This is a genomic window from Methanosarcina soligelidi (assembly GCF_000744315.1).
In the GTDB taxonomy this organism is placed as follows: domain Archaea; phylum Halobacteriota; class Methanosarcinia; order Methanosarcinales; family Methanosarcinaceae; genus Methanosarcina; species Methanosarcina mazei.
In genome coordinates, this window is the sequence record NZ_JQLR01000001.1 from 484,316 (window position 1) to 496,839 (window position 12,524).

At 43.7% G+C, this 12,524-nt stretch carries 13 protein-coding genes; 4 read left to right on the forward strand and 9 right to left on the reverse strand.

What is annotated here, in order from left to right:
- Positions 1–276 precede the first annotated feature (276 nt).
- Positions 277–1,479 (reverse strand): M24 family metallopeptidase, encoded by a 1,203-nt coding sequence (locus tag M886_RS02215; RefSeq protein ID WP_048050573.1) that lies wholly within the window; start codon positions 1,477–1,479, stop codon positions 277–279.
- Between the two features lie 677 nt (positions 1,480–2,156).
- On the opposite strand from M886_RS02215, the gene M886_RS02220 reads away from it, so the two are divergent.
- On the forward strand, positions 2,157–2,696 hold the full coding sequence (locus M886_RS02220) for a DUF2284 domain-containing protein (protein WP_011032925.1): 540 nt from the start codon (positions 2,157–2,159) through the stop codon (positions 2,694–2,696).
- Positions 2,697–2,784: 88 nt separating this feature from the next.
- On the opposite strand, the gene M886_RS02225 is transcribed toward M886_RS02220, so the two are convergent.
- Positions 2,785–4,410: a S8 family serine peptidase gene (locus M886_RS02225; RefSeq protein WP_235203854.1), complete on the reverse strand. Its 1,626-nt coding sequence runs from the start codon at positions 4,408–4,410 to the stop codon at positions 2,785–2,787.
- A gap of 545 nt (positions 4,411–4,955) precedes the next feature.
- Here M886_RS02225 and npdG point away from each other — a divergent pair.
- The 3 genes from npdG to hdrB all read left to right on the forward strand — a co-directional run bounded on the left by npdG (position 4,956) and on the right by hdrB (position 7,622).
- On the forward strand, positions 4,956–5,663 hold the full coding sequence (npdG, locus tag M886_RS02230; RefSeq protein ID WP_048050575.1) for an NADPH-dependent F420 reductase: 708 nt from the start codon (positions 4,956–4,958) through the stop codon (positions 5,661–5,663).
- 557 nt (positions 5,664–6,220) lie between these two features.
- On the forward strand, positions 6,221–6,706 hold the full coding sequence (hdrC, locus tag M886_RS02240; protein ID WP_048042672.1) for a CoB--CoM heterodisulfide reductase subunit C: 486 nt from the start codon (positions 6,221–6,223) through the stop codon (positions 6,704–6,706).
- A 13-nt stretch (positions 6,707–6,719) separates the two neighbouring features.
- A complete protein-coding gene (gene hdrB, locus M886_RS02245; protein WP_048051618.1) occupies positions 6,720–7,622 on the forward strand; it encodes a CoB--CoM heterodisulfide reductase subunit B in 903 nt (300 codons plus the stop codon).
- Between the two features lie 43 nt (positions 7,623–7,665).
- On the opposite strand, the gene M886_RS02250 is transcribed toward hdrB, so the two are convergent.
- The 7 genes from M886_RS02250 to M886_RS02280 form a co-directional block, all read right to left on the reverse strand.
- Positions 7,666–8,118: a DUF1284 domain-containing protein gene (locus tag M886_RS02250; RefSeq protein WP_048050577.1), complete on the reverse strand. Its 453-nt coding sequence runs from the start codon at positions 8,116–8,118 to the stop codon at positions 7,666–7,668.
- A 48-nt stretch (positions 8,119–8,166) separates the two neighbouring features.
- A complete protein-coding gene (locus M886_RS02255; protein WP_048050578.1) occupies positions 8,167–8,700 on the reverse strand; it encodes a DUF1847 domain-containing protein in 534 nt (177 codons plus the stop codon).
- A gap of 189 nt (positions 8,701–8,889) precedes the next feature.
- A complete protein-coding gene (locus tag M886_RS02260) occupies positions 8,890–9,585 on the reverse strand; it encodes a DUF169 domain-containing protein (protein WP_048050579.1) in 696 nt (231 codons plus the stop codon).
- Positions 9,586–9,792: 207 nt separating this feature from the next.
- Entirely contained in the window at positions 9,793–10,737 is a 945-nt protein-coding gene (locus tag M886_RS02265) for an ATP-binding protein (RefSeq protein ID WP_048050580.1), read from the reverse strand.
- Complete coding sequence (locus tag M886_RS02270) at positions 10,734–11,588, reverse strand: ATP-binding protein (protein WP_048050581.1); 855 nt, start codon at positions 11,586–11,588, stop codon at positions 10,734–10,736. Before M886_RS02270 ends, M886_RS02265 begins: the two co-directional genes overlap by 4 nt.
- A gap of 45 nt (positions 11,589–11,633) precedes the next feature.
- Positions 11,634–11,999 (reverse strand): NifB/NifX family molybdenum-iron cluster-binding protein, encoded by a 366-nt coding sequence (locus M886_RS02275; RefSeq protein ID WP_048050582.1) that lies wholly within the window; start codon positions 11,997–11,999, stop codon positions 11,634–11,636.
- Positions 12,000–12,093: 94 nt separating this feature from the next.
- Entirely contained in the window at positions 12,094–12,459 is a 366-nt protein-coding gene (locus M886_RS02280; protein WP_048050583.1) for a NifB/NifX family molybdenum-iron cluster-binding protein, read from the reverse strand.
- Between the last annotated feature and the right edge of the window lie 65 nt (positions 12,460–12,524).

The following is a 12,524-nucleotide window of genomic DNA, read 5'->3' on the forward strand; positions in this document are numbered from 1 at the left end:
ATATTGAGTTTGATCGAAAATTGAATTCTGCAGGGGAATTCAAGATTTCAATCAAAAAATGTAGAAATCACTAGATTTTGGAACTGAGTCGGAGTTACGCACTTGAGATGTAAAACGAGCATATGTGAGCTTTCCGAGAAGATAACGCTTTAGACAGTTTGGTGTTTTATGTTACTGGTTTTTTGTTCAACTGCGTAAATCCTATTTTTAAAAGCTATACTTCCCAATTTTTTTGCTCTTAACGCACTAAACGTAAATTTTATTCTCATTTACTAATCAATATACAGGAATCAATCCCGGATTATCTCCTGTAATGCATTCTCCGCTATCAGCAGTTACTATGAAAGTGTTTTCGATTCCAACCATACCGATATTTTCAATTCCTTTTTTAGGTTCGAGAGCAAATACCATTCCTTCCTGCAAGGACTCATCAAACCCTTTGGCAATTACGGGAGTTTCGTCAATTAATAAACCGACTCCATGCCCGAGAAATTTCACTTTACGGTTGCCGAAACCCATGAAGTTTTGCAGAAATTCCTTATCAAGCCCATTCATTATGGTATTGTAGATTTCAGAAGGGGCAATCCCTGGTTTTAACATTGCTGCAGCTTCATTCTGTATATCCACACATTTATTATGGAGATCTATGGCATACTGCGGGAGAGGAGAGCCAAACATATATGTCGTGGTTTTGTCCGTATGGTAACCGTCAACCCCACACCCGACGTCGACAAAAACAAGGTCACCTTTCCTTAATTTTCGATCCCTGCTGCCGAGCACGGGAGCTGCCGGGCTTAATCCGAGCTTTCCGCCGGGGCCATTAAAGTAAGTCGGATAGATGGAGCTTTCCCCGAAACAGACATTTCCAAGAATCATCTCAGTATCGAACATACCAAAACGACATGCTCCGTGATGTCCTTCTTCTACCAGAACCGAAAACAGTTCGGTTGAGAGGTCAGCCTCGCTCATTCCTTCCCGCAGCATTCCGGGCACAAGGTCTTCCAGCACATGCTGGTGGATCCTGCCTGCTTCTCGCAGCAGGGACAGCTCATATTCGCTTTTTACTGCTCTAATAGCACAGACCTGAGCGTCAACGGATTTAACGTTCTTAAAAGGGAAATATTTTTGAAACCTTTGATATAAAGCCAGAGGGACTACTTCGGTTTCCAGGTATACCGTATCCGGAAGCTCACCTGTTTTACTTATGCTCCCTGCAGCATCACGGAAACTGTTCATAGGCTTTATAAAGGAAAATAGCGATTCATCCAGAGCCCGCTCATAACTGCGCCGTACCCAGAAAGTTGTTTCTCCGTTCCTCGGAATAATAAGCGTCCCATCCTGCATGGTGCCGGTAAAGTAATAAAGATTGATTTTGCTGAAGATGAAAGCTATTTCCCAGTCGGGATTTGAGATATCCATCTGTTTTCTGAAGCAACTCATACGGTTTTTCAGTTCGGTTGAAGGTACTTTCTTGATCATGCAGATCCCTTTACTAAGTTATATGCTAACAATTATAGAAGTGTAACCCGTAAGAAAAACCAAGTGAACTACCACTCAGCTAAAGACTGAGTGGCTTCCTGAGTCATCCTTTCTCCCATTGGAGGCAAGTCGTGCAGGCTCTAGCCCCTCGTTCCGAAGGTGAAATAGATATGAGCGTGAGGTTGTACTTGAGATGCTTATAGCTACCGTCTTTCCACGGCTTAATCCCGATCCCTTCAGGATGATTCTTGCCCTGTTATCCAACTCCCCGATGTTCAAACGTTACCTCGCTTGGTTTTCGCTTTGAAATTCGGCAACGTTCTTAGGAACTGTGAGGTTGTGGTGACAGCAAAATCTAATATTAAAAACGTTTTGAAGATACTTAATAACTTACAGAATCTATAACGGATAACAGTTTGGAAGTTGACGCTTATATCTCACGAAGCTAAAGACTTCGAGGTTTTACGCTTCTTCCTATAAAACCAGGGTATAAAGTACAAAGATGTACAGGTTGTTATTATTTTATCAGAATAATAATTAGAGATGAAAAAACTCACATTGCGCATACCCCTATTTTTTCAAAACAGAAAAAATAATTAGAAGAAAAACGAATTAGAGGGAAATAATAAGAGAAATAAACAAAAACAAAATAGATAAAGCTTTTAGAAGGGGTTATTATGCTCGGGAAATATGAAGACCTTGTTAAAAAAGCATCGGAAATAGGAATTAAGGCTTATTTCATGAAGGCAGGAGATATTCCGGTTGAGAACCGGATTGCTCTTAAATGTGCTTACGGATGTAGAGGTTATGGGAAAAGGTTGAGTTGCCCTCCACACATCATGTCAGTTGATGAATTCAGGAAGGTTATAAGGGAATACAGCAGTGCACTTCTCCTTGTAGAAGAGTTGGATACGTCAGGAATTCAGGACGTTCTTGAAGCGTGGTCAGGGCTTCGGAAGGATTCATTTCATAAGATGTTCGAGCTTGAGCAGGAAGCTTTCAGGGAAGGATTTACTTTTGCACACCTTCTCAGGCCAGGCTCCTGCAATGAATGTGAGACCTGTAACCTTGAAAAATGTGTAAAACCTGAAATGAGGCGCTTTGCACCCGAAGCTGTCGGGATAAATGTCCAGAAAACAATGGAAGAAGCAGGAGTTATGCTTGAGTTTTGCAGGCCTGACAGGGTTTCATGTGTGGGGATCTTACTTTTGGAGTGAAAATCTTGCTGAATGAACCTGAGAATGAATCCCGGCAGGAAATTCACCTATGGGACCGGTAAAATGCCTTTTCGCCTGAGAAGTTCCTTTACCTGTCTCTCGAAGGCAATTTTGCGAGAGAGCAGAGCTGTTCAAAAGGTATGGAATTTTTCAGCGAAAATGTTCCTCTTGTTTCTGCAGATGAAACTCCATATGTTTTCGATGATAAGCTGGAATCTGCGTAAAGTTTTTTTAGAGAATGGGCTGTGTTGCTATTGACAGAGCCGTGCCCGAAAACGGTATCATAACCCGGATCTCCAAGGTCTTCGGCTGAAAAACACAGGATCTCGCGTATTTCACTGCTGTTTTTTTCCGGGCACATGCTCCAGACAAGAGCCCCGATTCCCGCTACGGATGGAGCAGAAGCACTTGTACCTGCAAAAAGGCTTCCCTTCCCGTTTGTGCCTGAAACTCTCACGCTCCCGGGCCCGCTAAGGTCTATTTTGTTCCTTAACTCATACTCAGGGTAGTAAATGCTTACAGGGCCGCGAGAGGAGTATGACGCTATACTATTCTGCAAATTTCCAGAATCAACCGCTCCAACACAGATAACATCCTGGACGGCAGGGTGCCCGAATACAGAGTCCTCCTCAACAAGATTATCCGGATGGATCTTTACTGAAGAGTTTCCGTAAATATAAATCTCCAGCATCCTGTCCTGTCCGCAGTGTTTTTTAACTGAAATGTTCACTTCTTTTATGGTTTCTTCCATATTGGTGTACTGAATGTATTCGAGAGGTTTTCCTGTGCCGCTCTGAACCTTTTCACTTGCAACCAGTTCTTCCCCGCTGCAGCAGTCACACAGATAGAGGTCATAGTCGTTTTCGGAGCAGTTCCAGGGGTCATTCCACTGAAGAACTACAGTTATTTTCTCCCCCTGTGGGACGTCCATATAAATATTTCTGGAATCACTGGTCCCTGAGCTGAAATCATGCCAGCCTGACCCATTATCAAAAAACATTCCCTGATAATGACGCCCTGCATCGTTGCCTGCTGCGCTCACATAAAGAATATCCTGGCTTTCAATAACCTCTCTGACATGGGAAGCTACAATACCATCTTCAAAAAAAGGTTCATCAGGCCAGCCAACGTCATCGCAGATAATCTGGCAGCCTTCGGTGATAAGAGCGTCAATTGCCCTGTTAAATTCAAGCTTGTTGTTTCCTGCGCTGTGGAAGTAAAGTTCCGCACCCGGAGACACCTTATGGACTACTTCGAGTATTACAGTCCCTTCAGTTCCTTTTCCCGGAGAAAGGACATGCACGCTTTCAGGAAGGGCTCCCGATTTCTCAGCTTCGGAGATGTCTTCTACTCCATCGGAAATTATCCCTATTTTAATTCCGGTTCCACTTATACCGCCCTGTTTCCAGAAGCTCCATGAAGAAAGAGACTCTTTATCTCCCCTCTCAATTTTTCTGATGACGGGAGGAACAGCCAGCTCGACTGAACGCACGCCTTCAAGAGAGGAGAGCTCTTCAATTGATCCCGGTTTAACGCAGACTGCAGCCATACCGGAATCTTCGTCCCACTCTTTAAGCTCGGAAAGAGGAGCCAGGGCCTCTACACCTGTACCGAGAAAGATCTGAACATATGCTGCGAGGGCTTCTTCGGTTTCTTTTTTATCTTTAATTGTTTTTTTAGAAGTTGTTCTCGAATCGTGCTCTATCGGTTTCATAATAGACGAGACCGAGTATGAGATCTCTTGCTTAAATAAAACGTTCTCAGGAGGCAGTGAATAAGAAGTTTCCCGTTCAAATACTGAAGACCCTTCCTCTCCATGCACTACAAAACTAGTAGAAAAAAGTAGACATGTAAAGACCGTAGCCAGCGTTAATAGATAAAGTATTTTTGCGGTGTAACTCCCCAGATACACTACCCCCGATGTTGCTTATGTAGCGGGTCAGGACTGCAGACAGGATACAGGTATACGTGAAGTAATCCCTGAAACAACCCATCAACAGAATTAATTTATTTTAACATATAACGAGAAACATTATAAATATTTCCATTAACTATTAGAAAAAGAATATTCAAAACTAAAAAATAAAAAGTAGCATAAGAGTGGGATGATAAGAGAGAATCCGGGAAAAAATAGAATGACTTAATGAAATAATTTCCATATAACATTAAGTATTATAATCATATGAGTTAAGACAGAAGATATATTAACTTCCTGACATATGTTATGGAAAGACATAGCAAACTGGAGGTCCTGTTCAATTGAATTCTGAAAAGCTAAAAATAGCTGTTCTGGGAGGAACCGGCAATATAGGAGAAGGAATGGTACTGAGACTTGCCCTTCAAAACCTTATGCCTGAAGGTGTGAAGAATGAGATAATTATTGGGTCCAGATCTCTGGAAACTGCAGAAGAAGCTGCAAAAAAAGCGTTATCCGAACTTGAGAACTGCGGGTTCGATACATCCGGCATAAGTATTACCGGAATGAACAACTTTGAAGCTGCAAAAACAGCCAAAATGGCAATACTCACGATCCGTTTTGACCATGTTCTTCCTCTTCTGGAAGAAATAAAAGAGACACTTGAGAATAAAATAGTTATTTCTCCGGTAGTCCCAATGGTGAAAGAAGGTAGCTTTATGGCGTACAGGCCTCCGGTAGAGGGTTCGGCAGCTCTTGCAATCCAGAAAAATGTCCCGGAGACCACGAAAGTTGTTGCAGCCTTCCATAATATTCCTGCAGGAAAACTCAAGGATGTTGTTAAATGCAAAGCAGTGCACGACGCACTTGTTTGCAGCGATGACGAAGAGGCAAAGAAACTGGTCATGGAGCTTACACGGCATATGGGATGCCTCAAACCCCTTGATGGAGGCCCCCTTAAGCAGGCAGCTACCATGGAATCCCTGACCCCGCTACTTATAAATCTGGCAAAATTGAACGGGCTTAAAGACCTCGGAATAAATTTCTCCTGAACAATCCAGGCAAAAATGTCAGGAAAAACGTATATAAGGGATGAAGTTTGCCGAAAAAGGAATTAAAGGGTGCAGGGCTTACTCAAAAAATTTCTCTTATATGAGATAGGGCATATAAATCGGCATAAATACTCTGGAGCGAAAAAACAAAATAATTTCTCAGGACATAAACCGTGGAAAAAGTAAAGCCAGAAATACGCTTAGTTTCATCCCTGAAGGAATCAGGTGTATTGTTTTCAATTATCCTCCGATGCGTATACGGAACATAAAAATTCTTTTTCCTGATTTTAATCCCGGACAAATTTAGCTCATGTTAAATATCATAAGAGTAATACGAATATAATAGGACTGAAAAAATTCTAAAAATCCTTCTGAAAGGAAAATAAAACTGAAAAACTTCTAAAAGCTTCCTCTGGAAGTAATTATCATTTTGAAATTAGAAACCTGCCCGTCAGTATAAGGATCTGGCTGCAGAGTTTCTCCCTTACCTGCTTCTTTCGGTTATACTTATTTTTTAAAAAGGAAAAAATCAATCGAAAACCAGACAGTGAACCTGTATGAGCGAAGAACTGCTAAAAGTGTTAAAGGCTGCGGGGCTGGACGTGCTTTCCTGCATGCATTGCGGCACATGCACAGGAAGCTGCCCTTCGGGACGGCATACCGGGCTTAATACCCGAAGAATAATTCGGGACGCACGCAAGAACAGAGCTACTGTTCTGTCAGATGATGCACTCTGGCTCTGTACAACCTGCTACACCTGCCAGGAGCGCTGCCCACGCGGAATACCTATCACAGATGCCCTTCTTGAGCTCAGGCGGCTGGCAGTAAGAGAGGGATTTATGCGCCCTGAACACCGCCGTGTCTCGGAAATGGTGCTCGAATGCGGACACGCAGTCCCCCTTGACGAAGAGACAAAGAAAAAGAGAGAGGAACTCGGGCTGGACCCCATACCTGAAACTGTCCAGAAGTATCCTGAAGCTCTTGAGGAACTGAAGGCTCTCCTCAAAACCTGCAAATTCGATGAACTGGCAGCTGAAAAGTAAGGAGGCAGAAGTAATGAACAAATTATCGCTATTCCTTGGCTGTATCGTACCCAACCGCTATCCCGGGATTGAAAAAGCAACCAAACTCTGCCTGCAGAGGCTTGAAATCGATGCATGTGACCTGCCTGGAGCTTCCTGCTGCCCTGCCCCGGGAGTGTTCAAGTCTTTTGATAAAGCAACCTGGCTCGCCCTTGCAAGCCGGAATATTGTTCTTTCGGAAAGGATGGAGAGAGATGTCCTGACAGTTTGCAATGGCTGCTATGGGTCACTGGCAGACGCCAATATGGAACTTAAAAAAGACCCTGAAATAAAAGCCTGCACAAACAACTGCCTTAAAGAAATAAGTATGGAATTCAGGGGAACATCAGAGGTAAGGCACATAATTGAGTTTTTATACAAAGAATTTGGACCCGAAAAACTTAAAGACTATATTACAACTCCCCTCGACCTGAAAGTAGCCCTGCATTACGGATGCCACCTGATAAAGCCCTCGAAGGACAGGAATCTCGGAGATACGGAGTCACCGGTATTCTTTGATGAGCTGGTTGAAGTCACTGGCGCAAAGAGTGTGGACTATACCGACAAAATGATGTGCTGCGGTGCAGGAGGAGGAGTACGCTCAGGGTATGCTGACGAATCTCTGGAAATGCTCGAGCATAAACTTGACTGTATCCGTAAAGCAGGAGTGGACTGCATAGTCAATGCCTGCCCGTTCTGTCACCTTCAGTTTGACAGGGGGCAGATTGCTGTCAATGAAAAATTCGGAACAGACTATTCCATTCCGGTCCTTCATTATTCTCAGCTTCTCGGCCTCGCTCTCGGCTTTTCTCCGGATCAGCTGGGCATAGAACAGAATGCGGTCCAGAACATCGAGTTTTTAGCAAAAATATATGAGATCAGTGCAGGTTTAAGTTGAACTGCAGGATATGAAACTGCAGAAAACATTTTCCTGCCGGCTTTTATTTGCCTGCCTGCATATACCAGAGGCATTTTTGCCTCCACTTACAGGTTCCGCAGACCTCTTCAACATCCGAAGAACTGTTAATTCTGGAATTTATGAGCCTGAAAGCTTCGTCTGCATTTATAACACTTCCATCCTCTATTTTTAATTTATCAAGGACAACAAGATCCATCTGTCTAATCCTGCGGGAGAGGATAGATTCCTGAATAGTGCACTCCCTTTTGCTCGGGCAGGAAACGCAGATTGCATCACATTCTGTCACAAGCTTAAGAGGCCTGGAAGGGAGAGCTTCCAGATCCGAAATCACAGCCCGCATATTGGCAACAAATGCAGGACTGTATCCATACCCCTGGAATCCCTGGATGCAGCAGAGGTGATGTGCCCTGATTTTCAGGATTTCAGAGTCGCGTTCAGAATCAGTTTCCAATTTAGATGTAGATTTTTCTGGCATGTATTTCTCCGGTGTTTTAGCATCGCAAATAAAAACCAGATTTAAATTTTATTCAATAAAATCGATCTCGGAATCCCCAGAAGAGGGAAGTTCCAGAAGAGGAAGCGTTATTGAAGGGGCTTCCGAATATTTTGCGAATAGAATGTCATAACCTGTTTTAAGCCCGAGCATAATATTGAGGTCAGTTCGGTCATCATTAAGGAGAAGAGCCTGCCCTATGGGATTACAGACTGCCTCAAATTCCGATTCAACGGTTTTCCTGATATCCAGGCTTTCTTTTTCAATACTGCAAACCTTGCAGCAAACTGAAAATACATCGAAATACCTTGAAAGGATGTCGTAAACAAGCCTTGCTTCCCTTTCATGTTCGATACAGAAAGCGATACCTATCTTTCTGTACCCGAGCCTTTTCGAGTAAATTGCAATTTCCTCTAGCTTTGTTCTCTTGGTAGGGTCCGATTCAAGCCAGGCTGAAATCTGGATTGACTTAAGGTTATCGCCGCTGTAATCAAGTCCCGATTTTATAACAGAGCAGTTTTTGCCTATCAGGCATTCCTTATTCCTGCACAACGCGCACTGCACACTTTTTCTCCCGGGGTCTTTAACACGATAGGTACTACAATCATAAATAAACTTTGCAGGTATAAATATTTCCATAAAATAAAGAAATATACTGGAGAGCTTATGATGAGCAAACCAGATTAAAAAAGCTCAATGAAAAAAGAAAAAAATCTCATTGAAAAATAAGGAAAAATTAAAGTCTCAAGAAGTTTACTTCCTTGCCTTAGGCATAGGACCTTCATAGAGCTTTTCAAGAACGTTAACAATTTCTTCAAGTTTATTGAAAGGAATGCCCACAAGCATTTCATCATTTTCGATGTCCGTAGCTTTTCTGCACCCGAAGCAGCCTAAAGATATATTTATTTCTCCTGTCAGGCTTGGCAGGATAGTTGTATCGGCGCAGGTTGCCTGGAAAGCCGCACTGCTAAAGTTAGCCCTTCCGCCTTTATGGTAAGTGCTTGCAGGAATAATCCAGTAAATGGTTTCCGGCCTGTCCACAAGAATAACCACGTCAGGCTCAACTTTTGCATCTTTCAGAGGGCCTACGACGGTTGCAGCCCTGCTTTCAGGCTCAAACTTAGGGCGTTTACCTATCATTTCGGCTGCAGCTTCCACGCTGTCAAACATCCCCAGGTTATGATGGAACTCTCCTGATGCCACCTTTTCAGGTGTAGGGATAATCCCCAGGCTTGAAGCTCCTACCACGCAGGCATGCTTATCAGCAGGGATTATAAAAGACTCTCCTTTTCTGGCTTTCATAATGGACTGGCAGTGCCTGAGATTTTTATCGGGCTCGCTGTACCCTTCGGGCATCGGCTCTCCTTTTTTAAGGACTTTCACTGCGACAGGTTCGTATTTAAGGCCAAGGTACTTGACCAGTTTCTCTGCAAGCTGAGTATAATCCATATTATTCCCTCACCGACTATTTATGAACTCACTACTCGTCGAATTTACTGCTTATTGAATTACTATAGAATAATCCTTACTACTACAAAATTGCCTGCTGTTACAAATTCCTGTTAACCATAATATTCACAGCAATGTAAAAAGAATAAATTACCATACTAATTAACAACTGCCATATTATTTAACTTTCTAACTTCTGGCCTATGATCATTCCTGAGTTTTGAACTCCCTGACCTCGAGGGCTTTTGAATACTTATCTTTATCCGGAAACTCTGAAAGCCCTGTTTCAATCTCTGCCCAGAGCTTGCGGACAATATTTGCGAACTCCGTAGCCTCCGAATCCCTGGAATGAGCAGCATACTCTATAACAGATTCTTCCATCAGCATTGCCTGTGTGGTCACATCGGAGTAGGGTAAACAGGCAAGGAGAGGAATTCCAGCGCCCCTGCAAAAATCCGCAATTTCAAGGCTTTTTTTCTTGTTAATATCATATCTGTTAATGCAGGCGACAGCTGGGATTTTGAAGTGTGTGGTGAGCTCTATTGCCCGTTTCAGGTCATGAATTCCGGAAACCGTTGGTTCGCTGAGCACAAGGACAAGGTCAGTTCCGGTAATAGCAGCAATAACCGGACAGCCGGTACCTGGAGGGCCGTCAATTATAACGAGCTTGCAGCAATATTGGTCTGCAAGTTCTGCTGCCTTTTTTCTGACCATATTCACAAGTTTTCCACTCGCCTCCTCACCGATTCCCAGTTTTGCATGAGCCATGGGCCCGAAACGGGTCATGGAGGAAAATGCCTGCCCGGCAACTCTCGGCATCAAAGACACCGCATTTTCCGGACAGGCGACAGTACAGACTGCACAACCTTCGCAGCTATACGGGTTTATCGTAAAATCTTCGCTAACCGCTCCGAACCTGCACATCTTAAGACAGATCCCGCAACCAGTACAGATATCGGGATCAATAGAAGCAAGCTCGAGGCCCAGACTGTCTTCTCTTTTAATCACCTGAGGCTTAAGAATAAGAGGCAGATCAGATGCATCAACATCGCAGTCCGCAAGTACAGCATTTTCTGACAGAGAAGAGAAGGCAGCTGTAAGTGTGGTCTTTCCACAACCGCCTTTTCCGCTAATTATGGCCAGTTGCTTCATTGTACCCCCTTAATTTCACAGAGCCCTGCTTTTATAGTTTCAAACATATCTTTAAACTGTTTTTTCCATTCAGGCATTTCCTTAACAAAAGGAATGCCTTCCGAATAGAGCCTTGCAATCGTCCTGTCATTGGGAATACGGAGCAGAACAGGAATTCCTTCAGCCTTGCAAAAATCTTCCACTCTTGAATCTCCCAACCCGTCTCGGTTTAGGACGACTCCTACCGGTACATTAAGAGCCCTCGCAGCTTCCAGGGCAAGACAGAAATCGTGAAAGCCAAAAGGTGTAGACTCTGTCACAAGCACACAATAGTCCGCAAATCCCATAACCGCAAGGACCGGACATGCAGTCCCCGGGGGTGAATCAATAATTGCAGGTCTGCTTTCATCGATATGATTCTGAAGAGACTTTATGATAGGTGTTGCCGTGGCTTTCCCTATTTTCAGAGTACCGCAGAAAAATGTAAAAGGAGAGTCGGAGAGTGCTTTTTGGATAATTCCAATGGTTTCGGGCTTTTCTTCTATAGCTCCTGCCGGACAGACAAAGCTGCAGCCTCCACAGCCGTGGCAGAGGGAAGGAAATGAAAGAATCCTATTAGGAATAGCAGCCAGGGCATTATATCTGCAGAAATCGGAACAGTTCCTGCAGAGTGTACATTTGTCAGGATTGATCTCAGGAACCAGGAAAATCACTTCTTCTACAGGCTCCATTTCAAATCCAAGGAACAGGTTGCAATTGGGTTCTTCCACGTCACAGTCAAAAAGCTGCACCTCTTCGAGAGCGAGTGCGAGGTTTACTGCAACCGTTGTTTTACCGGTACCACCTTTGCCACTTGCTATTGCAATTTTCATAGGATGTAACTTCCCTCTTTACATGTAGATTAAAAAACAGGCACTTCAGTGATGGTGCTCATGTTCCGCACAGGTATTTTTGGCACTGGCATTGTTGAGCTGACCTGCTCTCCAGGCTTCTATTGTATCCTGAACCGTGCCTCCAGCACCCACAAAAACACTGATCCCACAAGACTCAAACATCTTAACAGCTTTGTACCCCAGCCCTCCACATAACATGATTTCAACTCCATTCTTACGCAGAAACTCAGGAGGCAGGTCCACTCCGCCCATATGCTCACTGGTATTGGGGATCACGGAAACTTCCCCGGTTTCAGCATCAAGGATTGTATAGGTGGGGGCTTTTCCGAAATGTTGCTCTACAGTTCCGTCCATGCCTTTGTTATCTTTAGTGGGTATACATACTTTCATTCGGGTCACCTTTTTATCAAGTTACATTGGATAAAGTATTATTACAAATTTCCATATTTTAAAGATTTATTCTGTTTAAGCTTTAAGTCAAACTTTATTTCATACCGCTATGACTGGAAGCGTTTGGACTCTTGAGGGAGGAAAGCTTTCCGGACTGATACTCTCGCAGAGAAGAGGAGACAGTGCCCCTGACTCCGGAGTAAATTTCAATGCCTGCTTCAGAAAGTACCGAAAAAGAGTTTGGCCCCAAGCTTCCGGTTAAGAGAACATCTGCCCCTGCGCCCACAACCGCCTCTGCTGCCTTAATTCCTGCGCCACCTGAGGCTTCAGAACCCGGGTTTTTAATTGAGCTTATTGATCCCGCATCCGGGTCGATCACCAGGAAATAGTTGCATCTTCCAAATTGAGGGTCCACTTCAGAATCAGGGTCCTTTCCACACGCACTTATGCAGATTTTCATATTTTACACTCCAGTTATAATCCGCTGACTCTCAAAATATGCATTTTTCTGTAAATTTAAAGTGA

Excerpts from the sequence above, each read along its gene's own strand:
- hdrB (WP_048051618.1), top strand. The coding sequence starts at position 6,720 with ATGAACAAATTATCGCTATTCCTTGGCTGTATCGTACCCAACCGCTAT.
- M886_RS02220 (WP_011032925.1), top strand. The coding sequence starts at position 2,157 with ATGCTCGGGAAATATGAAGACCTTGTTAAAAAAGCATCGGAAATAGGA.
- M886_RS02275 (WP_048050582.1), bottom strand. The coding sequence starts at position 11,999 with ATGAAAGTATGTATACCCACTAAAGATAACAAAGGCATGGACGGAACT.
- M886_RS02265 (WP_048050580.1), bottom strand. The coding sequence starts at position 10,737 with ATGAAGCAACTGGCCATAATTAGCGGAAAAGGCGGTTGTGGAAAGACC.
- M886_RS02260 (WP_048050579.1), bottom strand. The coding sequence starts at position 9,585 with ATGGATTATACTCAGCTTGCAGAGAAACTGGTCAAGTACCTTGGCCTT.
- M886_RS02270 (WP_048050581.1), bottom strand. The coding sequence starts at position 11,588 with ATGAAAATTGCAATAGCAAGTGGCAAAGGTGGTACCGGTAAAACAACG.
- M886_RS02250 (WP_048050577.1), bottom strand. The coding sequence starts at position 8,118 with ATGCCAGAAAAATCTACATCTAAATTGGAAACTGATTCTGAACGCGAC.
- hdrC (WP_048042672.1), top strand. The coding sequence starts at position 6,221 with ATGAGCGAAGAACTGCTAAAAGTGTTAAAGGCTGCGGGGCTGGACGTG.
- M886_RS02225 (WP_235203854.1), bottom strand. The coding sequence starts at position 4,410 with ATGAAACCGATAGAGCACGATTCGAGAACAACTTCTAAAAAAACAATT.
- M886_RS02215 (WP_048050573.1), bottom strand. The coding sequence starts at position 1,479 with ATGATCAAGAAAGTACCTTCAACCGAACTGAAAAACCGTATGAGTTGC.
- M886_RS02280 (WP_048050583.1), bottom strand. The coding sequence starts at position 12,459 with ATGAAAATCTGCATAAGTGCGTGTGGAAAGGACCCTGATTCTGAAGTG.